This window comes from Winogradskyella sp., assembly GCF_013213975.1.
Taxonomy (GTDB): domain Bacteria; phylum Bacteroidota; class Bacteroidia; order Flavobacteriales; family Flavobacteriaceae; genus Winogradskyella.
The window spans coordinates 1-23,834 of sequence record NZ_JABSST010000056.1; the positions used below are offsets into that span (position 1 = coordinate 1).

Consider the following 23,834-nt stretch of genomic DNA (forward strand, 5'->3'; position numbering starts at 1 on the left):
TAGTTATTGGCAAGAGATAAGCTTTGGAGATGGCTTTGACGTTGTTCCTGATAGGGATGATTCTCGTTATGGCTGGTCAATGAGTCAGCAAGGTTATGTGAGTCGCTACGATTGGCAAACTGGTAATAATTATGGTGTAAGACCAACACATCCAGATCCAGATGTTAGATTACGTTTTAATTGGAACTCTGCAATAAACATCGATCCTTTTGACAATAGCACTATTTATTTTGGTAGTCAATTTGTGCATAAATCAACGGATAAAGGAGAGACTTGGACTATTATATCACCGGATCTATCGACCAATGACCCAGAAAAGCAGAAACAATCTGAAAGTGGTGGATTAACTATGGATGCAACAGGTGCTGAAAACCATTGTACCGTTTTTGTTATAGAACCTAGTCCTGTAGAAAAGGCTATGCTTTGGGCAGGAACTGATGATGGTCGTGTTCACTATACTACCGATGGTGGCACCAACTGGACAGATGTCTCAAAAAATATTAAAGGTTTGCCAGAAGGAAGTTGGATAGCACAGATTAAAGCATCTAACAAAAATAAAGGTGAAGCACTTTTAATTGCGAATGATTACAGACGATTTAATTACACACCTTATGCCTACAGAACCAAAAACTATGGTAAGACCTGGGAACGAATTATAGATGAAAATGATGTACAGAGTTATACCTTAGCTATCGTTGAAGATGTGGAAGAACCAAATTTATTATTCCTAGGTACAGATGACGGTTTATATGTTTCTCTAGATGCAGGTGTAAAATGGACAAAATGGACGGAAGGTTTCCCTACAACTTCAGTTAAGGATTTAGTAATTCATCCACGTGAACATGATTTAGTGATTGGAACTTTTGGACGTGCAGCTTGGGTACTAGATGATATAAGACCTTTAAGAGCTATAGCACGTAATACTGCTATTATGAATTCGAACATCGCATTGTTCAATCCTCCTATAGCTTACCAAGCAGCATATCAGCAACCGAGTGGAAGCCGCTTTGGCGGTGATGCCATGTACCATGGTGAAAATCGTGGTGGTGGTGCTCAATTTACCTATCTTTTTAATAAAAAGGAACTACCTAAAAGTAATAAAGATGATAAATCAGAAGACAAGGCTTCTGAAACTAAAGAAAAAGCTGTAAAATGGGATTCTATTACCCTTAAATTGTATGATGGTGATCGTTTAATTAGAACTTTAAAGCGAAAAGCACCTAAAGAAAATGGGTTACAGAAGTGGACTTGGTATATGAATGAATCTGGTGTCGATTATCCCTCAAGACGCATAAGGGAAAGACGAGGAGAACCTGGAGGAGTTGCTGTAAAACCTGGTTCTTACAAGGCTGTGCTTCATTATGGTGATCAAACCTCAGAAGCAACTATTGAAGTGAAGTCGGATCCAAGACTTAATGTATCTCAGAAAAATACAGACGAGGTGTATTCAACTTTAAAACAAATGGAACAAATGCAGCAAACCGCTGCTGATGCAGTAAAGCAGTTAGTTGAGAGCAAAGGAATAGCAGAGAAATATCAAAAAGAGCTCTCTAAGCTTGATAAAGACAAATACAAAGAAGAGATTAAGGCCTCTAAAGAAACCGTTAAAAGTATAAATACTTTAATTGATAAATATTTAGGGAAGGTGGATAAACGCCAAGGTATAACAAGAAATCCTGAGGTTACACCTTTGCAGCGATTAGGACTCGCCAGAAGTTATGTAAGTAATAGTCAGACAGGAATTACATCAACAGAGACCACCTTAATTAAGCATGCTAAAGACGCGCTTGATAAATTATTTGGCGAAACAAATTCATTCTTTAATGAGTCTTGGAAGGAATATCAAGCCAAGATGAAACAAATTCAAATAGATCCTTTCAAAGCCACTAAAGTATTTAGTATCGATTAAATCAGAAACTAAAATCAATCAATATGAGATCCAACATTTTAATTTTAACTATGCTTGTCTTCCTGAGCGCATGCAAGGAAGATAAAGCTGAAGGTGAACTGGCACAACGCGAAGTTCAATTATATAGCATAGAGCAATTTATGGATAATGAAGCCGTTGGTGGTGGAAGCTTTTCAATGGATAACAGTAAGCTTCTCTTGTCGAGTAATCGTACAGGAATCTACAACGTTTACACGGTATCAACTAAAGGTGGCGAAATGACACCGATTACGCAATCGGACACAACGTCGTACTACGCTAACTCGTATTTCCCAGAAGATAATAGAATGTTACTTAGTGCTGATGGGAACGGAGATGAGATAGACCATTTATACGTAAGAGAACTTGACGGTAGTATTAAAGATATTACACCAGACGAAGGAGTTAAGTCTGATTTTTATGGATGGTCACAAGATAACAAATATTTGTATTACGGTTCTAATAAGAGGGACCGACGATTTTTTGATGTCTATAAAATGTCAATAGACGATTATTCTTCTGAAATGCTCTATCAAAATAATGATGGTATGGATTTTTCTGGCATGTCTGATGATGAAAATTATTTTGCACTATCAAAAACGGTGAATACCAACGATAGTGACTTATTTGTATATAATGCCACAACAAAGGAAACCGCCAAGATTAATACTAATTTAAGTGCTAATTCTGCTCAGGAATTTTCAAAAGACAATGGTACATTCTATTACACTACAGATGATGGCTCTGAATTTGCGTATCTGATGTCTTATAATTTAAACACGAAAGAAAAAACCAAGGTTATTGAAAAAGCATGGGATATTTTAGGTAGCGGATTAACTTCTAATGGAAAATACATGGTTATCTATGTTAATGAAGACGGAAAAAATGCCATTGATGTTTTGGATGCACAAACCATGAAACCAATTGAGCTTCCAAATTTTGATGGAAAGAGTATAACAAGTGTTGGTTTTAGTGATGATGAGCGTTGGATGCGAATGTATGTCGGAGGTTCTAATTCACCTTCCGATATGTATACTTACAACTTAGAAACTAAAGAACAAAACCGCATTACTAATGTACTTAATGACGATATTAATCCTAAAGATTTGGTAACAGCTAAGGTCGTGCGTTTTAAGTCTTTTGATGGTGTTGAGATTCCTGCTATCTATTATTTACCTCATCAAGCGTCAGAAGATAATAAAGTACCTGCTATGGTATGGGTTCATGGTGGTCCTGGTGGACAAACCCGACAAAATTTTAGTTCGTTAATACAGTATATGGTTAATCAAGGCTATGCTGTTTTGGCAGTAAATAATAGAGGAAGTAGTGGTTACGGTAAGACTTTTTATCAAATGGATGATAAAAACCATGGTGAGAAGGATTTACAAGACTGTGTTGAAGGCAAAAACTGGTTAGCCACACAAGCTGAAATCGATGGTGATAAAATCGGAATTATAGGTGGATCCTATGGTGGTTATATGACTATGGCGGCTCTTACCTATACACCTGAAGAATTCGATGTTGGCGTTAATCTATTTGGAGTTACTAACTGGATGAGAACATTGAAAAGCATACCACCATATTGGGAATCCTTTAGAGAAGCACTTTATAAAGAATTAGGCGATCCATTTTCGGCAGACTCAGTGCGCTTAAAGCGCATTTCACCTCTTTTTCATACCCATAAAGTAACCAAGCCTTTAATCGTTTTACAAGGAGCTCAAGATCCACGAGTACTTCAGGTCGAATCTGATGAAATTGTTGATGGTGTTAGACAAAATGGTGTTCCAGTAGAATATGTACTTTTTGAAGACGAAGGCCATGGATTCGTTAAAAAGGAGAATCAAATTGAGGCTTACAGCAAAATAATTGAGTTCTTAGATATACACCTTAAAAAAGAAAACGCACCAATAGATGGTGAAATTAAATCTGAAACCATTCAGAGTAAGAGTGAGTAAAACTCAAACTGACAGATAAATATGCCTAATTACATAAAGTATATAGCATTATTACTTGGATTATTAGTAAGCATATTTATACTATATAAATTAAATTCACAGGAACCAACAGAAGATACTACAAAGTTTTCTGTTGGTTTTAATGATTTAGTATGGTCTGATGAATTTAATAATGAAGGAGTCATAGATTCCACAAAATGGTTCTTACAAACGCAACTTCCTCCACATGGTAATTGGTGGGGCGGTTTAATTCAACACTATACAGATCGAGAAGAAAATACGTTTGTTAAAGATGGGAAGCTCTATTTAGTAGCAAGAAAAGAAAAGTTAACCGATCAAGGATATACCAAGGAATACACCTCTGCACGCATTAACTCTAAGTTTGCATTTACTTATGGACGCGTTGAAATCAAAGCTATGCTTCCTGAAGGTGTGGGAACCTGGCCAGCCATTTGGATGTTAAATACAAATATCGATGAAGATGGTGCTTATTGGGATAATCTTGGTTACGGAAAAAAGAAATGGCCAGATTGCGGCGAAATAGACATTCTAGAACATTGGGGCAAAAATCAAAATTATGTTTCCAGTGCAGTACATAATGGTTCAAGTTATGGTGACAATGTCAAAAATCTAGGTGGGCAAAAAATTAATGATGTCAGTAATTCCTTTCATATTTATACTATAGATTGGGATGAAAATAGCATGATCTTTGCCATCGATGGAAAAGTGCACTATGCCTATAAACCAAAAGTTAAGAACGAAAAAACCTGGCCTTATGATGACAATTATTATTTAATCTTAAACATTGCTATCGAACCAGATATTGGTAATGACTTTGTCGAGAGCCCTATGGTGGTTGACTATATAAGAATTTATCAGTAAGTATTGGCGTTAGATAAAAACACCACACTACTCTATCTATTTTAAGCTATTACAACGTTCAACTTTAATACGTTTTCGTGAGGTAAAAATGAGACCTTCCTTTTAAAACACAATAAAATTCTAATTGCTGATTCAGTCGCCGTACCTACAATACCTGCACAATCTTCTCTTGATAGAATTGTATTTAAATAACCCTGATCATCTGCACCAAATTTATCTTGAATATCGATTAAAATTTGCGGTATTTTAGCCTTTACAGATTTTTCTCTCACAGTAACAATGGTGTAAACGGGCTCTTATAAATCTTCAGCATTTTCCCCATTACACCCATAATCAAATTAGGATCCTTAGATAAATTGTTCAAATTTATGACTTAGGTATGAGGCACATTTCCATATCGTTTAAAGCAACAGTACTTAAGTTTGATTTTTGCTCAGGGACTCAGTATCGTTTCCCTAGTAAACCACCATTAACAACAAGTTTCACTGCTTGGTCTTTTCCATTTTCACTCAGCTTAGAAAGTTTACACACGTCATCTCTCACACAGTACACTCCATTAAGCGTTACTCCATCTTCAAAAATCACCTGACCTTTTTTTGTAGCTTGCCTGTTTTGCAAGTATACCCTCGCATTAACTCTTCTTTGATTAAGATTTTAAAGAAGCATTTAACGATTTGTTACAATTGGCTTATATCCGTAACTTTACTACATAATCTATGATAAAACCAAAACACCATGAAACATCTCAAATTTTCGCTATTAACATTTTGTATAGTCTTTGCAACTGCTTGTAAAAATGATAAAACAGAGGCAGATATTACAGAAAACAACTCAGAACAAACGGAAGTTAAAGCTCCTGATACAGCTTCTAAAATAACAATAGCACCACTAACAGACTCACCTGCTTATGCAGATGCAAAATTAAGGCTGGATACACCAGAAACGATGGCTATATCCGAAGTTGGAGAAGTTGATTTTGACTTTACTTTAGACAACTATGTTTTAGGTGACCAAACTGACAGTCCAAATGCTCAAAAATTAGCTAATTCTGGCAAGGGACAACACATTCACTTTATTTTGAATAACCAACCATATTCTGCGCACTACGAACCAAATATTAAAAAAGAAATTCCTGTTGGTGTTCATCATCTAGTAGCATTTTTAAGTCGTTCTTATCACGAATCAGTTAAAAATGACAACTCAATGGTAGTAAGAAAATTAGTTGTTGGTGAAAATGCAGAAGATACTCAAGGCTTAGATATGAGTGCACCAACATTAATTTATAGCCGACCAAAAGGGACTTATGTTGGAAAGGATGCGCAACATATCCTTTTAGACTTTTTTGTTTTAAATACAGAATTATCCGAATCAGGACATAAAGTGAAAGCAACTATTAATGGTGAAGAATTTATGATTACGCAATGGGTACCTCATGTTGTAAAAGGCCTTCCTATGGGAGAGGCAACTATTAACTTACAATTAATTGATAATGATGGTAATGCAGTACCAGGACCATTTAACTCAGTTGAGCGCACTGTAACTCTGAAAGAGGAATAATAAATACTCATAAAACGAATTCAAAGCGCATTTAAATAATGCGCTTTTTTATTGATATTTATTTAACGCAACTTAGTTGCGTTTATTTAGTATTAGTTTTAATTTTGTTTTTGAATTTTTAAGGCATTACATATGGACAAAAAACTTCCAGTAACAGTTTTAAGCGGATTTCTTGGCGCAGGTAAAACAACACTACTCAATCATATACTTCATAATAAAGCTGGATTAAAGGTAGCAGTTATTGTTAACGACATGAGTGAAGTTAATGTCGATGCAGAACTTGTGAAAAGTGAAAACACTCTTTCGAGGACTGAAGAAAAACTCGTTGAAATGAGTAACGGATGCATTTGTTGTACACTACGCGAAGATTTAATGATTGAAGTAGAACGATTAGCTAAAGAAAATCGATTCGATTATCTTTTAATTGAGAGTACTGGCATTAGTGAGCCTATACCAGTTGCGCAAACATTCTCATTTATTGATGAAGAAAACAACATTGACCTTTCGCGCTTTAGCTATGTAGATACAATGGTGACAGTTGTAGATGCGTTTAACTTTTTCAAAGACTTTGGCAGTCCAGAAACTCTAATGGATCGGGAATTAACTGATATCGATGGTGATTTCAGAACAATAGTTAATCTACTTACTGATCAGGTTGAATTTGCTAATGTCATCATCTTAAACAAAACTGATTTAGTGTCTGAAGACCATTTGGGCATATTAAAGGCTACAATTAAAAAGTTAAATCCTTCAGCTAAGATTATTGAATCTAGCTTTAGTAAAGTTAATCCAAACCAAATACTAAATACAGGATTATTTGATTTTGAAGAAGCAGAACAAAGTGCTGGATGGATAGAAGAATTAAATAAAGAAGAGCACACCCCAGAAACTGAAGAATATGGCATCTCTTCCTTTGTCTATAGAACTAAAAAACCATTCGATTCTCAGCGATTCTTGAGCTTTGTACAAGATAAATTTCCAAATAATGTTATTCGAAGCAAGGGCTTATTTTGGCTATCTTCAAGACCAGATCAAGCTTTAATTTGGGGTCAGGCAGGGGGATCTGTAAAAGCCGATAGCGCTGGTGTTTGGTGGTGCAGCATGCCTTTTGAAAGTCGCATTCAACAATACGCGTTTGTAGAAAACAAAGACGAGATTGAAAAGGACTGGGATGTTACTTTCGGGGATCGTAAAAACGAGATTGTTATTATTGGACAAAATCTCAATGAGCAACATATCACAGCACAATTAGACTTATGTTTATCTACAGATGAGGAATTAGCAACTCAACAATGGCAAGAAGGTTATGAAGACCAGTGGCCAGTAGAACGCACTTTTGCTTTATAGATGTGTTAAAAATTTAAAAGCATCAAGCGGCGTATTACCATTATTAAAAATAAGTTATTAAACATTTAATAACCTCATTTTTTTCATAGTAAAATGTGAAAAGATTAATTTTCGTTTTAGCCATTATTTTCAATTTGGTTCATATGAGTTATAACAGACGTCAATTTATTTCCTTTTTAGGTAAAGCTAGCGTTGGAACAGTATTGTTTCCGCATTATTTAACTTCTTGTGGCAATACAAGTACACCAATTAAAGTTGAGGACATTACTCAAGATCGCATTGATGAATTGAGAAAACTAATTCTAAAAGCTTTGCCAGCATCGGATCGGGACGATTTGTTACTCGTAGATGGCTTAAATTACCATACCATTATAAAATGGGGTGATAATATTAGTAATAAAGAGACTTTTGGATTTAACAATGATTTTACCTGTTTTATTCCGTTAGACGAGTCTAATCCTAAAGATGGCCTTCTTTGGGTAAATCATGAATATATTAATCCGCTTTATATAGCACATCAGAACGGGTTTACTAACGATCAAACAAAAAAGTCTATTGCGCAAATTGACAAAGAAATGTATAATGTTGGTGGAAGTATTGTTAGAATCAAAGAAGAAAATGGGCAGTGGAAAATTGTAAAAAATGATCCTTATAATAGACGTATTACAGCAAAGACACCCATAAAACTCAACTGGGATTATAAGATTAAAGGAAAATCTACAGTAATGGGAACGTTGGCCAATTGTTCTGGTGGTATTACACCATGGCAAACCTTTTTAACATGCGAGGAAAACTATGACGGTTTTTATGGCGAAACCCTTTACGATGCAAATGGAGAACCCCAGCATAAAGAAAGTTATTACTACGGTTGGGAAAATTATTATGATAATCCGCCAGAACATTATGGTTGGGTCGTGGAGGTTGATCCTAAAACTGGAAATGCCCAAAAGCACATTGCTTTAGGTAGATTTGCGCACGAATGTTGTACCCTTTATGAATTAGAAGACAAACGTATTGTTGCCTACACTGGAGACGATAGTAATAATGAACATTTATATAAATTTGTCTCTTCAAAGCCAAATTCGTTAAAGGAAGGTGTACTCTATGTTGCAGATACTATTAATGGCAAATGGTTAGCACTTGACTGGGAGACTCAACCAATCTTACAAGAAAAATTTAAGGATCAAACTCAAGTTCTTATTAGGGCACGAGAAGCTGCTAAACTATTAGGCGCTACTCCACTTAATCGTCCTGAAGATATAGAAATAGATCCTATAACAGGTCATATTTTTGTGTCGCTTACTAATAATAAGCGTAAAAATGATTTTCATGGTTCAATTCTAAAAATTGAAGAATCTGAGGGTAAATTTGACGCTTTAACCTTTAGTGCATCTACTTTCATGGCAGGTGGTGAAGCCAACGGTTTTTCTTGTCCAGATAATTTAGCTTTTGATCATTCCGGAAACCTTTGGTTTACCTCTGATATGTCTGGTAATGCCATGAATAAAGACGGTAAGCCTTATTTAGCATTTAAAAACAACAGCCTATTTGTTATTCCAAGATTTGGAGATGATGCTGGTAAAGTATTGAGAGTTGCCTCTGCACCAAGGGACGCTGAGCTCACGGGACCATGGTTTTCACCAGACGGAAAAACTCTATTTTTAAGTGTTCAACATCCTGGTGAGCAAACTAAAGATATCAATAACCCAACTAGTAAATGGCCTTTCGATAAGGATAATATTCCTAAACCAGCAGTCGTGGCAATTACTGGAAATTTAATTGAGAAAATGAATCGATTAAATGAACTTAATATTTAAAGTACCGTTTAAATCTAATTGGAGTACTATTCAAACAATAAAGAAATCGTAACGATTTATTCTTTTTCTTCAGTCTTATAAGCATTTAAATAACGTTCAGCACGCATATTATTAGGATTAAGCTCTAAGGCTTTTTTGTAATTATTATAAGCCTCTAGACTGTCACCACTTTTAAGGTAGGCTTCCCCTAAACTGTCGAACACATTTGGACTTTTTGGGTGTAATTGTGCATTCATATTAAGTACTCCAATGGCTTTATCATATTCCTCATTTCTAATATATCGGTAGCCTTTACTATTAAAACTCCACTCATTAATGTACGAACTGGTGGAATCCTGTGTTTTTATTTTTAAATACCCAGATAAGGCATCGTCATAATTTCCAGCCTCTAAATGTTGACTCGGAGTTTTATAGGCGTCGTTAACTTTTAAATAATCATAGGTTACTTTCTCTTGATCTTCTTCGTCAACGATTGAGAGATAGCGCTCTTTGGTATCTGGATGTTGTACAAATCGAAACTTCTTGTACATATCTGGCACAAAAAATTCGTTTTCTTCTAATGTTACTGGAGCAACCTTTCCACCTTTCCAATTGAGATAAAGCTTGTTACCTTCATAATACACCAGGATTAATTCATCTGGATTGTAAAGGTATTTTCCTGAAGTATCGTTTTTAAATGTCTCTGAATATTCAATGGATTTTGAGCAACTCACCAGTACCGAAGCCACTAAAAATAATGCAATGGATAATTTAAATTTCATTTTTTGATTGGTTGAATTAATAAAAATAAAAAAGTCTCACTTTAAAAGTGAGACGATTCTATTTCTATTTTGTTACGTAAAAGGGCTTATTTAACCTTTAATGTCCATTAATTCTACATCAAATATCAATGTTGCATTTGGTGGAATAACACCACCAGCGCCAGCAGCTCCATAGCCTAAATCACTAGGAATAACTAAGCGTGCTTTATCACCTACATTTAATAGACAAATACCTTCATCCCAACCTGGAATTACTTGTCCTACTCCAACTTGAAAATCTAAAGGAGAATTACGCTTGTATGACGAATCAAAAACAGTCCCATCAGCCAATTGGCCTTTGTAGTGTACAGATACCATATTACCTTTCTCTGCCTTTTTTCCATCACCTTTCTGAATCACCTTGTAACGTAATCCTGACGCTGTTTCATCAAAACCAGCAGCTAATTTATCTAACTCTGCTCTTGAAGCTTCACGTTCTGCAGCGATGCGTTGTTCTCTTGCGCCTTCAAATACTCTAAAGGCTTCCACAGCATTAAACGCTTCAGCATCTGCACCAACTCTCACTATTTCTAAGCTTTCAATTTTATCACCTTGGGCTACAGCATCAACTACATCTTGACCTTCAATTACATTTCCAAAGACGGTATGCTTACCATCTAACCATGGAGTTTCAACATGTGTAATAAAGAACTGGCTACCATTGGTCCCAGGACCTGCATTTGCCATAGATAATTTTCCAGGAGCATCGTGCTTTAAATCTGGGTGAATTTCGTCATCGAATTTGTAACCTGGGTTTCCAGTACCTGTACCTTGTGGGCAACCACCTTGAATCATAAAATCAGGAATAACTCTATGAAAGTTAAGACCATCATAATATGGTGTTCCTTGGGGTTTTGCAGAGTTCTCTAAATTTCCTTCTGCTAAAGCCACAAAATTACCAACTGTACCTGGAGTTTTTTCAAACTCTAAATTGATTACTATTTCGCCTTTCGAGGTATTGAATTTTGCGTATAATCCGTCTTGCATTGTGTTTTCTTTTAATTAAGGCTGCAAAGATAATCAATGATTTACGATTTACGAATTATGATTTGAGAATTGATTTATTAAACCTAGTTTTGCCAAAAACACAATTCATGGGATTTTCATTTTCTAAGTTATTCAACAAATCGGGTGAAGCAACGTCTAATGACAGTATTGAAGCTATTATAAATTCTATAGAACTAGAGCCTTATGGTGTGTCAGAACATAATGTGCTCTTTTCTGGACTTAACGAATTAGGTGGTTACTTTTTCTTTCAGACGGTTGTTGTTGGTGCGCTTAATGTAAAGTGTAAAAATGGTGCCCAATTGATGTTTAAAGGCCAGGATTTTGAATTAACACTGAACTCAGATTCGCTAGAATTTGAAACCAACCCAACAGAAACAAAAGGCCGTTTTGTAACCAATATTGATTTTCAGATTGAAGAATCAGACATTAAACAACTTGAAAAAGCTAAATTGAAAGAAATTGTATTGACAGTAAAAGGGAGAGAAGTTCTATTTACTAAATACAAAGACGAATAATAAACTATAAATTACTCTTATCTTCAAAAAAATGTAAGTCTCTTTTATATCCAAAAGCTCTAAAGGATTTACTGAGAATCAATCTGAATATTATTTTAGAACCGTCTGTGATGGATGTAGCATCAATACGATAATATGTTTTGTAAGGGTAGAATTTAGATATAAGACTCTCTTCAATTTTATAAAAACCATCATCCTCTATTTCCTTACTGCTAATAAATTCATAGCCATGAGAAGAAAGAAAGTCCTTTGCATCTTCTTCTCGAAAGAATGGTATTAAAAATCATGAATTGACATAACCAACAAGCCAAACAAAAAATGGAAAGAATAGAATTATGAATATAATGCAGAACACCTTCATTAACATAACTAAAAGAAAAATGCACGAAAATATTTAATTAGCCACCTCACTCATAAACTTAATGCGGTATAAGCGCAGCTCTTCGTCTTCGTAGTCACCATCGAATTCCTCTACAGCATCAGCAATCTTATCACTTTCAGATTCCATAAAATACTCATGGATTTCTTCTTGCTGATCTTCGTCTAGAATGTCATCGATCCAATAGCTAATGTTAAGTTTTGTTCCAGAATAGACTATGGATTCCATTTCGCCTATAAACTCAGACATTTCCATGCCTTTAGCAGAGGCAATGTCGTCTAATGGTAATTTACGATCTACATTTTGGATGATATACAACTTTAAACCAGAATTAGAACCCGTTGATTTTACCACCATATCATCTGGTCGCATAATATCATGTTCTTCAACATAATCGGATATTAAGGCAATAAAATCCTTACCATATTTCTTAGCCTTACTCTCACCTACTCCATGTACATTTGATAGTTCTTCTAAAGTAATTGGATACTTTAAGGCCATATCTTCTAAGGAAGGATCCTGAAAAATAACAAATGGTGGTACTCCTAAACTTTTGGCATTGCGCTTACGTAAGTCTTTAAGCATGGTCATTAAGCGTTCATCTGCTGCGACGCCACCGCCTTTTGAGTTGGTAATGATACCGTCATTAGATTCCTCATCAAACACATGGTCCTCGGCCATCATGAAGGATACAGGCTTTTCTAAAAAGTGTTTACCCATGTCACTTAATCGCAGCACACCATAGGTTTCGATATCTTTTTTAATGTATCCAGCAACAATAACTTGACGAATTAAGGCCATCCAATGCCGATCTTCCTTATGCTTGCCTACTCCAAAAAATGGTTGCTGATCCGTTTTATGTGACGTTATAAGCGCATTAGTCTTACCAATAATAACCTGAACTAAATCTTTAGATTTGTACTTTTCATTGGTGTTCTTAACGGTTTCTAGAAGAATCTTTACATCGTCTTTAGCCTCTACCTGCTTCTTAGGATTACGGACGTTATCATCCATATCTCCACCTTCGCCTGTTTCATTGTCAAAAGCTTCACCAAAATAATGCAAAATAAACTTTCGTCTAGAGACGGAAGTTTCTGCAAAGGCTACCACTTCTTGCAATAAGGCATGACCAATTTCTTGTTCTGCCACCGGTTTACCTGACATGAATTTTTCGAGCTTTTCTATATCCTTGTAAGCATAAAATGCTAAACAGTGGCCTTCTCCTCCATCACGACCTGCACGACCAGTTTCTTGATAATAACTCTCAATACTCTTTGGGATATCATGATGAATCACAAACCTAACATCTGGTTTATCGATACCCATACCAAAGGCAATTGTGGCCACAACGACATCACAATCTTCCATGAGAAACATATCCTGATGTTTCACCCTCGTTTTAGCATCTAAACCTGCATGATAAGGCACTGCTTTTATGCCATTAACCTGTAAAACCTGAGCTAATTCTTCTACACGTTTTCTGCTTAAACAATAAACGATACCCGACTTGCCTTCATTTTGCTTGATAAAACGAATAATGTCAGCATCGACATTTTTTGTCTTGGGCCTGACTTCGTAATAGAGATTCGGTCTGTTAAATGATGCTTTAAAAGTAACGGCATCACTCATTCCTAAACTCTTTAATATGTCTTCCTGCACTTTCGGTGTTGCAGTAGCTGTTAAACCAACGATTGGAATATTATCACCAATACGTTTTATAATGTGACGTAAATTTCTATATTCTGGTCTAAAATCATGTCCCCATTCACTAATACAATGGGCTTCATCTACTGCCATAAATGATATTTTCTGCGATTTAAGAAAGTCTACATATTCTTCTTTAGTCAAGGACTCTGGGGCCACATAAAGTAGTTTTGTAATACCCCTAGTAATATCATCTTTAACACGTTTTACTTCAGTCTTATTCAACGATGAATTTAAAACATGGGCTACACCTTCATGCTCAGATACTGCTCTAATGGCATCCACCTGATTCTTCATTAATGCAATAAGTGGCGATACAACTATGGCTGTACCATCTTTTATTAATGCTGGTAATTGGTAACATAGCGATTTACCACCACCAGTTGGCATTATAACGAATGTATTATTTCCTGCAATCACATTCTTTATAACCTCTTCCTGTAGACCCTTAAATCCTGAAAATCCGAAGTATTTTTTTAACGAGGAGTGTAAGTCAATTTCTGCAATACTCATTAATCCCTATTAGTATTTTATTTACTTTTGCATATGCTTAAAGATAATAATTTCTTTAAACTTTGAAAACACTAAAAATAATTAGTTTTGAACACCTCAGCGTCTATTCTCAGTATCGCTAAAAGCACTATAGAACTAGAAAGTAAAGCGATAGCACATCTATCTGCATTACTGACTGAAGACTTCGCAAATTCAGTTGAATTAATTTATAATTCTAAGGGTCGCGTTATTATCACAGGAATCGGTAAAAGTGCCATTATTGCTAACAAAATTGTAGCCACTTTAAACTCGACTGGCACACCAGCTATTTTTATGCATGCTGCAGACGCCATTCATGGTGATTTAGGATTAATCCTTGAAGATGATGTTGTTATTTGTATCTCTAAGAGTGGAAATACACCAGAAATTAAAGTTTTGGTACCACTTATCAAGAATGCTAAGAACAAAATGATAGCTATAACTGGTAATAAAGACTCGTTTTTAGGTCAACAAGCCGATTACATTCTTAATGCATATGTAGAACAGGAAGCTTGTCCAAATAATTTAGCACCAACAACAAGTACCACCGCTCAACTCGTTATGGGAGATGCTTTAGCTGTGTCATTATTAGAGTTGAGAGGATTTTCAAGTAAAGATTTTGCCAAATATCATCCTGGTGGAGCACTTGGAAAGCGCCTGTATCTAAGAGTAAATGATTTATCGTCTCAAAATTTAAAACCTCAAGTGACATTAGATGCCAGTCTAAAAGAAGTTATTGTTGAAATTACAGAGAAAATGCTTGGGGTTACAGCTGTTGTTGAAGACGGTAATATTCTTGGAATTATTACTGATGGTGATTTAAGACGTATGCTAAGCAAAAGTAATGATATTTCTGGGCTAAAAGCCAAAAATATTATGAGCAAAAACCCAAGATGCATTGAAGAAGATGCTATGGCTGTTGATGCAAAGGAATTGATGGAAGAATTTGGCATCTCACAATTGCTGGTAAAACAAAACGGAAAATACGCTGGTGTTGTTCACCTTCATGATTTAATAAAAGAAGGCATTATATAATGGCAAAGAATATTGATGAGATGTCTTTTTTAGACCATCTTGAGGATTTAAGATGGCATTTAATAAGAGCAACATTAGGAATTGTTATTGCGGCAACGATTGCAGCAATTTTTTATAAATTCATTTTTGACGTCATCATTTTTGGACCTACAAAAATGGATTTCCCAACATACAACGGCCTATGTCAAGTCTCAAAACTAATTGGTATTGAGGATACCACTTTCTGTGCAGAAAAGTTCCCATTTAAAATTCAGAATAGAACCGTCGCCGGACAATTCTCTGCCCATATCTGGACTTCTATTTACGTAGGCTTTATTGTGGCCTTTCCTTATGTCCTTTATCAGTTATGGAGTTTTATAAGCCCAGGTCTAAAAGACAATGAACGTAAAAGTTCAAGAGGCTTTTTGGTAGTAGCATCACTTTTATTTTTTACAGGTGTACTTTTTGGGTACTACATCATTACACCACTTTCGATAAATTTCTTAGCCAATTATCAAGTCAGCGAATTAATATCTAATGAATTTGATATTAGTTCGGTTATTGCCATAGTCAGATCGTCTGCAATTGCCTCTGGATTTGTTTTTGAGTTACCAATTATTATTTATTTCTTGACTAAAATCGGTTTGGTAACACCTCAGTTCTTAAAGAAGTATCGTAAATACGCCTTGGTTATTGTTTTAATTTTATCGGCAATAATTACACCACCAGATATCGCAAGCCAGGTTATTGTAGCCATTCCAATATTAATATTATATCAAATAAGTATATACATTTCTGCCGTTGTTGTTAGAAATCAAAATAGAAAAGCAAAACATGTCTGATAGCGTTAAAGAGTTTAATGATTACCGTTCTAGAATGAACGACAAAATATTAGCGGATAACAATAAAATAGTAAAACGAATTTTCAATTTAGACACCAATGCCTTTGCTGAAGGTGCGCTCGATAAAAAAACGAAAGAATTGCTTGGATTGGTAGCCTCAACAGTTTTACGATGTGATGATTGTGTTAAGTATCACCTAGAATCTTCGTATAAAGAAGGATTATCCAAAGAAGAAATTAGTGAAGCTTTAGGTATTGCAACATTAATTGGAGGTACTATAGTCATCCCACATCTCAGACGTGCTCATGAGTATTGGGAAGCCTTGGACGAGCATTACTCTTAAGGTTAAACTTTTAATAAAAATAATAAGCCAATCATAGATTCTGATTGATTTTACTATTTTTATTGACTTAGACAAAACACCTATGAAACTACGTGCAGAAAACTTAATGAAATCCTACAGTGGACGGAAAGTTGTAAAAGATGTTTCTCTTGAGGTAAATCAAGGTGAAATCGTAGGGTTATTAGGTCCTAATGGTGCTGGCAAAACCACTTCATTTTACATGATTGTCGGTATCATAAAACCAAATGGTGGAAACATTTATTTAGATAGTACTAATATTACTAAATACCCAATGTATAAGCGTGCTCAAAACGGTATTGGCTACCTTGCGCAGGAGGCTTCTGTTTTTAGAAAACTGAGCATAGAGGATAATATTTTAAGTGTATTACAGTTAACCAAGCTTAGTAAAAAGCAACAGCACGAAAAAATGGAATCCTTAATTGAAGAATTTGGTCTTGGTCATATCAGAACAAACAGAGGGGATTTGCTTTCAGGAGGAGAAAGACGCCGAACAGAAATTGCTCGTGCACTTGCCACGGATCCAAATTTCATTTTACTCGATGAACCATTTGCAGGTGTGGATCCTGTTGCTGTAGAAGATATACAACGTATTATTGCCAAACTTACCAAGAAGAATATTGGCATCTTAATTACCGATCATAACGTTCAAGAGACACTTGCTATTACAGATAGAACCTATCTTATGTTTGAAGGTGGTATCTTAAAGGCTGGTATCCCCGAAGAATTGGCAAATGATGCAATGGTTCGCAAAGTATACCTAGGACAGAACTTCGAACTTCGTAAAAAGAAGTTAGAGTTTTAAGATTTTTCGTTTTTAGCAATCTCTTCTTTTATCAATTTCTTTTGGTAACGTCCTTGCACAACATCCACTACAACTAAAATCGCAATTACAAAATAGAAGGTTGTTTTACTCATTGGCACAATCTCATTGCCAAAAATCTTTAGATGCGCTAAATGTCCCCCTTCTGTCACTAACATAATACCAACAATAAAAAGAATAAATAGCCCAAGAACTTCATACATTCTGTTTTTAGCCAAGAATATAGAAATTCTATCTGCTAATAGTAACATTAATAACCCACTTGCCACAATAGCAATGGCCATGATAATAAATGCTGTTGTAGAATTATTAATATCACTAGTTAATCCGATAGCAGCTAAAATAGAATCAAATGAAAATACTAAATTCATAATAACGATACTCACAATTGCAGCATTTGCAGATTTACTGCGTTTGGTTTCTCCAGCAATCTCAATATCATGATCCATATGACTTGTTGAAATCATGTGCCAAATTTCTTTTAGAGCTGTATAAATTATGAATGATCCACCTGCCAAGACTATAATACTGTGGCCATTAAACGCAAAATCTAAAACATCATCAATACGGCCTGTTAAAAATGAAAAAGGTTCTTGAAAGTATTCTATAACAGAGACCAAGATAAAAAGTAACACTATTCTAAGGACTATCGCAATTAATATACCAACCTTTCTAACGCGCTTTTGATCATCTAAAGGTGCCTTTTTAGATTCAAGTGAAATGTAGAGTAAATTGTCAAATCCTAATACCGCCTGTAACATAACAAGCATTAATAGCGTAAATATAACTTCTGCCATAACTGTTCTATATAATAGTATTTAGTGAATATTTTTTCTATCCAATAAGGAAAGTAGAATGTAAAGTGTAATAATTAATGAAATTGCAGCAAACTTTAAGATGACTAAGGAAACCACACTCAGTATCAAAAACACATATCGTACTCCGTTATTCTTAAAGCTCCAATCCTTAAATTTTAGCGCAAATAATTTTATATTAGAATTTAATAAATAGCAGCTCAAAAATGTTAATACAACTAAGAACCATTTATTTATAATTATTGAATTGATGATGTCACTATTTTGATATTCTAATATCAACGGCAAAGACAAAATCAATAACGTATTGGCTGGCACTGGCAAACCTTTGAAATAGGTTTGTTGATCTTCGTCTAAATTAAACTTTGCTAAACGATAAGCTGAAGCCAGTGGAATAAATAATCCAATTAAAGGTACTAAAGACATTTTGAATCCTTGCCAATGAAAAATAGAATTCCAACTATCATTGTATTCAGAATAGTCAGGCGCATCAACAGTTAATGAAATTAATTTAAACACTATTACTCCTGGTACCACTCCACTTGTTACCAAATCCGCTAAAGAATCGAGTTGAATACCAAGTGGACTTTGCACATTAAGCTTGCGTGCTAAAAGCCCGTCAAAAAAGTCAAAGAAAATTCCAATAAACACAAAAATAGCTGCAGCCACAAAGTTTCCGTAAACTGTAAAAATTAAAGCAATACAACCACTAAATAAATTAAGAAGGGTAACCATATTGGGTATATGCCTTTTCATACTCATGAATTTAATTTGTGTAAAAATAAAAAAGTATTTGAGCTTGACTTATAATTTTTTCCAATTTGCAGATTAGCTGAACAATAAGAAGGATATTTTAGAGTTAAATAGATAGAAAAATTATGCATCTTTGTAAAAAACTTTGCTGTTGAAAAATTACCTTGTAATTCTCTTAACACTCTTTACACTTATTGTAACTGCGCAATCGACCAGAAAATATTCGAACGAATTTATGAATATAGGTGTTGATGCCGCTGCATTGGGTATGAGTAATGCGGTTGTTTCTCAAACTTCCGATGTTAATTCTGGCTATTGGAATCCGGCGGGATTGGTACAACTTGAAGATAGCCAGCTTGCACTTATGCACTCAAGTTATTTTGCCAATATTGCCAATTACAATTACATCGCTTATGCAATGCCTTTAGACGATAGAAGCGCAGTTGGCATTTCACTAATCAGATTTGGAGTCGATGATATTTTAGATACCACTCAGCTCATAGATGATCAAGGTAATATTAATTACGATAGAATAAGTACGTTCTCAACAGCAGATTACGGTTTAACCTTCTCCTATGCTAGAAAATTACCTTTGGATGGTTTAAATTTTGGAGTAAACGCCAAAGTAATAAGAAGAATTATTGGTGATTTTGCGTCGTCTTGGGGATTTGGGTTAGATGCAGGGATTCAATTTGAAAATAAAAACGGATGGAAGTTTGGACTGATGGCAAGAGATATCACCACAACTTATAATGCTTGGTCGATAGACGAAGAAAAGTTTGAACAAATTAGCGGTGCCATTGAAGGTCAAAATCAAGAGCTACCTGAGACTACTGAAATTACCATTCCAAAACTTCAACTTGGCATGTCTAAGACATGGATATTCCATTATGATTATTCCCTTGAAGCAGCAGTAAACTTAAATTTAAGATTCGAAGAAAACAATGATGTTTTTTCAACGTCCTTTGCTAGTATTAATCCAGCGTTAGGTTTTGAGTTTGGTTATACTGATTTAGTATTTCTAAGAGGTGGTGTTGGTAATTTTCAAAACGAACTACAAATAGACAACTCTGAAAATCTAACCTTTCAACCAAATTTTGGGGTTGGCTTTAAATACAAAGGTATTCAAATAGATTATGCCTTTACGGACATTGGAGATCAAAGTGCTGCGCTATATTCGAATGTTTTCTCTTTAAAAATAGATTTTAGCGTTTTTAGATAGTAAATTAGACCTATGAGATTAAAACTATCTTTTTTACTAGTTCTTTTTACAACTTTATCTTTTGCATTGCAATTGCAATTGTCGCCTAAGGCAGAAATTTCGGTGCTTACTTTCGGTCCAGGAACATCTCTAAATGATGCCTTTGGCCATAATGCGTTTAGAATAAAGGATCAAGGCATAGACCTTGTTTATGGTTATGGTGAATATGATTTCGATGCTCCGAATTTCTATCTTAAGTTTGCAAGAGGAAAACTTAATTATCTTATTAGCAGGCATCGATTCTCAGATATTTACAGATACTACTCGGGTCAAAACAGGTCAATTTCAGAACAAATTTTGAATCTGTCCGACGAAGAAAAACAAAAACTCTTTGAATTTTTAGAAAATAATTATAAACCTGAAAATAGAGCTTATCTCTATGACTTCTTCTATGATAATTGTGCCACTAAAATTAGAGATATCGCTCAAAAGGTGACTGATCAAAAAATTGATTACGTACTTCCTAAAAACTTTGAGCAAGCCACGTTTAGAGAACTCATTCATGAACATTTAAACAGGAATACTTGGGGAAGCTTAGGAATTGATATTGCATTAGGATCAGTAATTGACAGAGACGCAATTGCCTATGAGTACATGTTTTTACCCAAATACATCTATAGCTTTTTTGAAAAAGCTAAATTTGAAAATGGAACCAATGTTATAAAGAGCTCATCGGAGTTGTATTCTAGTCGATCAAATGCATCAAGCTCAAACATTTTATTAAGCCCACTAGTAATATTTAGTTTACTCGCCATATTTATAATATATATCACGCTGAAAGACAACAAAAGAAATGAAAGAACGCGATGGCTGGATGTATTAATTGCAATGATTACAGGAATAATCGGTTTGTTATTAATGTTCTTATGGTTTGGTACAGATCATTCGGCAACTGCTAATAATTATAATCTTTTGTGGGCTTTTCCATTTAATATTCTAATAGTACATCAGTTAAGAATGCAATCGCCTAAAAAATGGATGAAAGGGTATTTAAAGTTCCTAATCATTATGATGGTGCTATTAACCATGCACTGGTTAATTGGTGTGCAAGTATTCGCCATTGGATTAATTCCCTTGTTACTGGCTATAGCATTGCGTTATATTTATATTGTGAAAATTTTGTAAATATAACTTCTATTGCCCTCTATAATATAGAATAGTGCTTAGCGTCTTTATAGCAATATTGAAGTCTAGAAAAACACTGCGGTGTTTTATATAATACAAATCGTACTGCAACTTGGTTAAACTATCCTCGATTGTAGAGCCATAACTTGTCTTAACTTGTGCCCAACCAGTCAATCCTGGTTTAATTATATGTCGCGTCTGATAAAACGGAATAATACGTGATAACTCATTAACAAAAAAAGGCCGTTCTGGTCTAGGTCCAATAATACTCATTTCGCCTTTTAGTACGTTATAAAACTGAGGAAATTCATCCAATCTGGAACGACGTAAAAATCGACCAAATGCAGTTACTCGTTTATCATCCTTTTGAGCCCATTTAACACCATCTTTCTCGGCATTAATTGTCATGGTCCTTAATTTAATAATCCTAAAACTCTTGCTATTTCTTCCCACCCTATCTTGTGTATAAAATAAAGGCCCTTTATTACCAATCATATTCCCAATAAGAATAAAAGGTGTTAAAAATAATCCAGCAATTAATCCAATAATAGCAATTATTATATCGAAAGTACGTTGAAAAAAAATATACAGTTTATTCTCATTACTACGACTGAAGGGAAAATATTTGTAAAAATCTTTACCTACAAATTGTATAGGAACACGATAAAGCAACTCTTCATAAACCTGTGTGTATTCTCTAATTTTAAATCCTCTTTCCAACAAGAGCATAAGATCATGATAAACTTCAGCAATTATAGACTCTGAATTAAAACTAGCTACCAGTACTTCGGAAATTTTCTCTTTATCAATAATATCTAAAAAGGCATTTGCTTCGAATTCTTTAAGCCCCTTAAATTTAACTGATTCTTCAGTAGAAGCTTCACTATTAATAAAGCCAACAATTTTATAATTTGGATCAGAAGTAACAAGAGCATTGACTAACCCATCAATATTGGTGATTTCGCCAACTAAAAGAACTCTTTTATAAAATCTCGGGGATTCAATTAGGTTAATATATACTAAACGCCATATCATTATAGAAAGTAAAATGATTAAAAAAAAGTATACAATTTGCATACGTTCTTCTGGTAAATACGGCGAAAGAACAGGTGTTAAAAGATAGAAAAGAACAACAGTTGATGATGCTATTACAACATTTCTAAAGGTTGTATCAATTTTACTCGCTTTTTGAAGATCATATAATTCGAAAATAGTCCCAAATATTAAAATATATAAGCCAAGAAGAATTATAGCTACTATATTGTTAGCATCAAACTGTACATAGTCAAACTTTGGATAAAAATTTAGCGCATAAACGCCTAAGTAAACCATGACAAGGTCCATGATTCTCAGAAGTATCTTTCTTTCAGAAACTTCGAAGTGTATACTTTTTTTACGACTCATTAACGGGACTAATGGCTGTAAAGATAATAAGTAGAATTTATATATTTAACTTTTTTTTAAGACAAAAGCTCTTTCCATTTTGCCTTCACTACATTCCAATCAAATTGTTCAACCTTATTTCTTGCATTACACGTCAGTCGCTTGACTAATTGCTCATCCTGAGACAGTCTTTTAATCTCACTAACCATATTATCAACATCATTGGGATCTACTAAAATCCCATCCACATTATGCTCAATTAAAAATGGCATACCACCAACATTAGTAGAAATAATTGGTAATCCTAATGCCATAGCTTCAATGACACTAACTGGAGTGTTATCATAGTTCGTGGTATTGATAAATATGTTATACTCCTCAGATAATTTTATCCATTCTGACTTAGTTAATTTGCCGGTGAACTTTACATCTAATTTCAATTCTTCTGACAACTTTTTAACTTCAGATAAGCTTCCATCACTATCTGGTCCAACCATACATAGCTCTGCATTTGGAAATGAAACTTTTAAACATTTAAGCACCTTAACAGCCAATTGGGGGTTATATATCTCCGAAAAAGATCTCACCCACAAAAGTTTAATACTTTCAATTGTCTTTTTTTGAAATACGAAATTTTCGATTTTAATGGTATTTGGAATAAATTCAATATTGCGATAACCATATTTTTTAAATGTATATTTCATGAAATTTGATGGCGATATTAATTTATAAGCGCCTTTAAAAACCTTAGCACTAAGTTTAGGGCTATTTTTTAGACGACTTTCAAGATTTCCACCATGCAGGATAGGAATGTATTTAATCTTAAAGTATCTACACATCCTACTTATAACCACAGTATAATAAAAATTAGTAGTACTATAGGTATCGATCAAGACATAATCTAAATTCGACCTTCTTGAAAATAGAGTCCATACCATATCTAGTAATCGTATAATTTTACTCGATTTATCAGACACTATTTTGACCAAAAAGAACTCACCTAATTGAGCTCCTAAGGTCTCTTTAGTGGTAATG

Annotated in this window: 21 protein-coding genes and 1 pseudogene; 13 read left to right on the top strand and 9 right to left on the bottom strand. The window is 34.6% G+C overall.

Translation table 11 applies throughout. The features are described 5' to 3' along the window. The 3 genes and pseudogenes from HRU49_RS09825 to HRU49_RS09835 form a co-directional block, all read left to right on the top strand. A pseudogene (locus tag HRU49_RS09825) lies at positions 1-1,909 on the top strand (hypothetical protein); the annotation flags it as partial. A 23-nt stretch (positions 1,910-1,932) separates the two neighbouring features. Continuing rightward, complete coding sequence (locus HRU49_RS09830) at positions 1,933-3,882, top strand: alpha/beta fold hydrolase (RefSeq protein ID WP_296356651.1); 1,950 nt, start codon at positions 1,933-1,935, stop codon at positions 3,880-3,882. Between the two features lie 21 nt (positions 3,883-3,903). Then, positions 3,904-4,764, top strand: a complete 861-nt coding sequence (locus HRU49_RS09835; protein WP_296356653.1) for a glycoside hydrolase family 16 protein — start codon at positions 3,904-3,906, stop codon at positions 4,762-4,764. Positions 4,765-4,805: 41 nt separating this feature from the next. Here the strand turns inward: HRU49_RS09835 and HRU49_RS09840 are convergent, their stop codons facing one another. After that, positions 4,806-5,036: a hypothetical protein gene (locus HRU49_RS09840; protein WP_296356654.1), complete on the bottom strand. Its 231-nt coding sequence runs from the start codon at positions 5,034-5,036 to the stop codon at positions 4,806-4,808. Between the two features lie 169 nt (positions 5,037-5,205). Beyond that, complete coding sequence (locus HRU49_RS09845) at positions 5,206-5,382, bottom strand: hypothetical protein (protein ID WP_296356656.1); 177 nt, start codon at positions 5,380-5,382, stop codon at positions 5,206-5,208. 117 nt (positions 5,383-5,499) lie between these two features. Between HRU49_RS09845 and HRU49_RS09850 the strand changes: the two genes are divergently transcribed. From HRU49_RS09850 to HRU49_RS09860, 3 genes are all read left to right on the top strand, one after another. Continuing rightward, on the top strand, positions 5,500-6,321 hold the full coding sequence (locus HRU49_RS09850; RefSeq protein WP_296356658.1) for a hypothetical protein: 822 nt from the start codon (positions 5,500-5,502) through the stop codon (positions 6,319-6,321). 132 nt (positions 6,322-6,453) lie between these two features. Continuing rightward, positions 6,454-7,668, top strand: coding sequence for a GTP-binding protein (locus tag HRU49_RS09855; RefSeq protein WP_296356660.1), 1,215 nt, complete (start codon positions 6,454-6,456; stop codon positions 7,666-7,668). 95 nt (positions 7,669-7,763) lie between these two features. After that, a complete protein-coding gene (locus tag HRU49_RS09860; protein ID WP_296356663.1) occupies positions 7,764-9,485 on the top strand; it encodes an alkaline phosphatase PhoX in 1,722 nt (573 codons plus the stop codon). A 56-nt stretch (positions 9,486-9,541) separates the two neighbouring features. Here HRU49_RS09860 and HRU49_RS09865 read toward each other — a convergent pair whose 3' ends face one another. Further along, positions 9,542-10,246 carry a tetratricopeptide repeat protein gene (locus tag HRU49_RS09865; protein ID WP_296356665.1) on the bottom strand — a complete coding sequence of 235 codons (705 nt, stop codon included), beginning with the start codon at positions 10,244-10,246 and terminating at the stop codon, positions 9,542-9,544. 90 nt (positions 10,247-10,336) lie between these two features. Then, positions 10,337-11,272: a peptidylprolyl isomerase gene (locus HRU49_RS09870; RefSeq protein ID WP_296356667.1), complete on the bottom strand. Its 936-nt coding sequence runs from the start codon at positions 11,270-11,272 to the stop codon at positions 10,337-10,339. 107 nt (positions 11,273-11,379) lie between these two features. On the opposite strand from HRU49_RS09870, the gene HRU49_RS09875 reads away from it, so the two are divergent. Continuing rightward, positions 11,380-11,808 carry a hypothetical protein gene (locus HRU49_RS09875; RefSeq protein ID WP_296356669.1) on the top strand — a complete coding sequence of 143 codons (429 nt, stop codon included), beginning with the start codon at positions 11,380-11,382 and terminating at the stop codon, positions 11,806-11,808. 394 nt (positions 11,809-12,202) lie between these two features. Here the strand turns inward: HRU49_RS09875 and recQ are convergent, their stop codons facing one another. After that, a complete protein-coding gene (gene recQ, locus HRU49_RS09880) occupies positions 12,203-14,404 on the bottom strand; it encodes a DNA helicase RecQ (protein WP_296356671.1) in 2,202 nt (733 codons plus the stop codon). A gap of 87 nt (positions 14,405-14,491) precedes the next feature. Between recQ and HRU49_RS09885 the strand changes: the two genes are divergently transcribed. The 4 genes from HRU49_RS09885 (at position 14,492) to lptB (ending at position 17,444) form a co-directional block, all read left to right on the top strand. Then, positions 14,492-15,457, top strand: a complete 966-nt coding sequence (locus tag HRU49_RS09885) for a KpsF/GutQ family sugar-phosphate isomerase (protein WP_296356673.1) — start codon at positions 14,492-14,494, stop codon at positions 15,455-15,457. Next, the gene (gene tatC / locus HRU49_RS09890) at positions 15,457-16,278 is read left to right on the top strand and encodes a twin-arginine translocase subunit TatC (protein WP_296356674.1); all 822 of its coding nucleotides are present in this window, start codon (positions 15,457-15,459) and stop codon (positions 16,276-16,278) included. The genes HRU49_RS09885 and tatC overlap by 1 nt, the downstream gene beginning before the upstream one ends. After that, entirely contained in the window at positions 16,271-16,621 is a 351-nt protein-coding gene (locus HRU49_RS09895; RefSeq protein WP_296356676.1) for a carboxymuconolactone decarboxylase family protein, read from the top strand. The genes tatC and HRU49_RS09895 overlap by 8 nt, the downstream gene beginning before the upstream one ends. A gap of 82 nt (positions 16,622-16,703) precedes the next feature. Further along, complete coding sequence (gene lptB / locus HRU49_RS09900) at positions 16,704-17,444, top strand: LPS export ABC transporter ATP-binding protein (RefSeq protein ID WP_296356678.1); 741 nt, start codon at positions 16,704-16,706, stop codon at positions 17,442-17,444. Here lptB and HRU49_RS09905 read toward each other — a convergent pair. After that, positions 17,441-18,259 carry a tellurium resistance protein TerC gene (locus HRU49_RS09905; protein WP_296356680.1) on the bottom strand — a complete coding sequence of 273 codons (819 nt, stop codon included), beginning with the start codon at positions 18,257-18,259 and terminating at the stop codon, positions 17,441-17,443. The two genes, lptB and HRU49_RS09905, sit on opposite strands and share 4 nt — an antisense overlap. A 21-nt stretch (positions 18,260-18,280) precedes the next feature. Further along, positions 18,281-19,033 (bottom strand): CDP-alcohol phosphatidyltransferase family protein, encoded by a 753-nt coding sequence (locus HRU49_RS09910; protein WP_296356682.1) that lies wholly within the window; start codon positions 19,031-19,033, stop codon positions 18,281-18,283. Positions 19,034-19,181: 148 nt separating this feature from the next. Here HRU49_RS09910 and HRU49_RS09915 point away from each other — a divergent pair, with 148 nt between their 5' ends. Then, on the top strand, positions 19,182-20,252 hold the full coding sequence (locus HRU49_RS09915) for a PorV/PorQ family protein (protein WP_296356685.1): 1,071 nt from the start codon (positions 19,182-19,184) through the stop codon (positions 20,250-20,252). 12 nt (positions 20,253-20,264) lie between these two features. After that, positions 20,265-21,416, top strand: a complete 1,152-nt coding sequence (locus tag HRU49_RS09920) for a DUF4105 domain-containing protein (protein ID WP_296356687.1) — start codon at positions 20,265-20,267, stop codon at positions 21,414-21,416. Positions 21,417-21,425: 9 nt separating this feature from the next. Here HRU49_RS09920 and HRU49_RS09925 read toward each other — a convergent pair whose 3' ends face one another. Then, on the bottom strand, positions 21,426-22,820 hold the full coding sequence (locus tag HRU49_RS09925) for an exopolysaccharide biosynthesis polyprenyl glycosylphosphotransferase (protein ID WP_296356689.1): 1,395 nt from the start codon (positions 22,818-22,820) through the stop codon (positions 21,426-21,428). Positions 22,821-22,876: 56 nt separating this feature from the next. Next, a partial coding sequence (locus tag HRU49_RS09930; protein ID WP_363146621.1) for a glycosyltransferase family 4 protein occupies positions 22,877-23,834 on the bottom strand: 958 nt, incomplete at its 5' end.

Excerpts from the sequence above, each read along its gene's own strand:
- HRU49_RS09910 (WP_296356682.1), bottom strand. The coding sequence starts at position 19,033 with ATGAAAAGGCATATACCCAATATGGTTACCCTTCTTAATTTATTTAGT.
- HRU49_RS09875 (WP_296356669.1), top strand. The coding sequence starts at position 11,380 with ATGGGATTTTCATTTTCTAAGTTATTCAACAAATCGGGTGAAGCAACG.
- HRU49_RS09835 (WP_296356653.1), top strand. The coding sequence starts at position 3,904 with ATGCCTAATTACATAAAGTATATAGCATTATTACTTGGATTATTAGTA.
- HRU49_RS09865 (WP_296356665.1), bottom strand. The coding sequence starts at position 10,246 with ATGAAATTTAAATTATCCATTGCATTATTTTTAGTGGCTTCGGTACTG.
- HRU49_RS09855 (WP_296356660.1), top strand. The coding sequence starts at position 6,454 with ATGGACAAAAAACTTCCAGTAACAGTTTTAAGCGGATTTCTTGGCGCA.
- HRU49_RS09870 (WP_296356667.1), bottom strand. The coding sequence starts at position 11,272 with ATGCAAGACGGATTATACGCAAAATTCAATACCTCGAAAGGCGAAATA.
- HRU49_RS09920 (WP_296356687.1), top strand. The coding sequence starts at position 20,265 with ATGAGATTAAAACTATCTTTTTTACTAGTTCTTTTTACAACTTTATCT.
- lptB (WP_296356678.1), top strand. The coding sequence starts at position 16,704 with ATGAAACTACGTGCAGAAAACTTAATGAAATCCTACAGTGGACGGAAA.
- tatC (WP_296356674.1), top strand. The coding sequence starts at position 15,457 with ATGGCAAAGAATATTGATGAGATGTCTTTTTTAGACCATCTTGAGGAT.
- HRU49_RS09830 (WP_296356651.1), top strand. The coding sequence starts at position 1,933 with ATGAGATCCAACATTTTAATTTTAACTATGCTTGTCTTCCTGAGCGCA.
- HRU49_RS09925 (WP_296356689.1), bottom strand. The coding sequence starts at position 22,820 with ATGAGTCGTAAAAAAAGTATACACTTCGAAGTTTCTGAAAGAAAGATA.
- HRU49_RS09905 (WP_296356680.1), bottom strand. The coding sequence starts at position 18,259 with ATGGCAGAAGTTATATTTACGCTATTAATGCTTGTTATGTTACAGGCG.
- HRU49_RS09895 (WP_296356676.1), top strand. The coding sequence starts at position 16,271 with ATGTCTGATAGCGTTAAAGAGTTTAATGATTACCGTTCTAGAATGAAC.
- recQ (WP_296356671.1), bottom strand. The coding sequence starts at position 14,404 with ATGAGTATTGCAGAAATTGACTTACACTCCTCGTTAAAAAAATACTTC.
- HRU49_RS09850 (WP_296356658.1), top strand. The coding sequence starts at position 5,500 with ATGAAACATCTCAAATTTTCGCTATTAACATTTTGTATAGTCTTTGCA.